Source organism: Megasphaera stantonii (genome assembly GCF_025567065.1).
GTDB classification, from domain to species: domain Bacteria; phylum Bacillota; class Negativicutes; order Veillonellales; family Megasphaeraceae; genus Megasphaera; species Megasphaera stantonii.
The window spans coordinates 1-569 of sequence record NZ_JAOQKD010000052.1; the positions used below are offsets into that span (position 1 = coordinate 1).

Below are 569 nucleotides of genomic sequence, written 5' to 3' on the forward strand. Positions count from 1 at the left end.
ACCTACAGGCGGCTCTGGAGGATACCTCCATTGCTGGGTGACTTCACTCATATCAGGGCCTGCAAACCATTTTGCGAAAAATACTTGACACTACCTGTTAGTGTTGATGATATTGGTATAAATGATTTTGATAAAGAATTAACTGTTACAGTTAATGGAGAAGCTTCTGTTCATGCTGAAAATATGAGCGGTGATGTAACTGGTATTAACATAGAAAATAATAGTATGCTGATTAATGGAAACGATACCGCAAAATTAAATATTACTGCTGCTGGCGGAGAAAAAGCCATTGGTATTGATATAAGTCCACAAATACCAAATGAGGCCATTATAAACCCTGATTTAAAAATTAATGTAAATAATAATGTAAATAGTTTTTCGTGTTATGACGGTGCTTTTGGTATATATGCTGGCGGAAATGCAATATTTAACGGAAGTAAATTGCAAGTTGAATTTGAACAACCATAATCAGGAAACACACTCACTAGCATAAACTTCATCGAGGAATGCATCAAATAGCTCTGACGGCGTATGGTAGCCCAAAACACGCCGTGGGCGCTGGTTCAGCG

General features: G+C 37.8%; 1 protein-coding gene. It reads left to right on the plus strand.

The annotated features are described in order from the left end of the window. Nucleotides 1-468 (plus strand): hypothetical protein (locus OCV58_RS12170; RefSeq protein ID WP_267312932.1); only part of this gene is annotated, 468 nt, incomplete at its 5' end. Nucleotides 469-569: the final 101 nt, after the last annotated feature.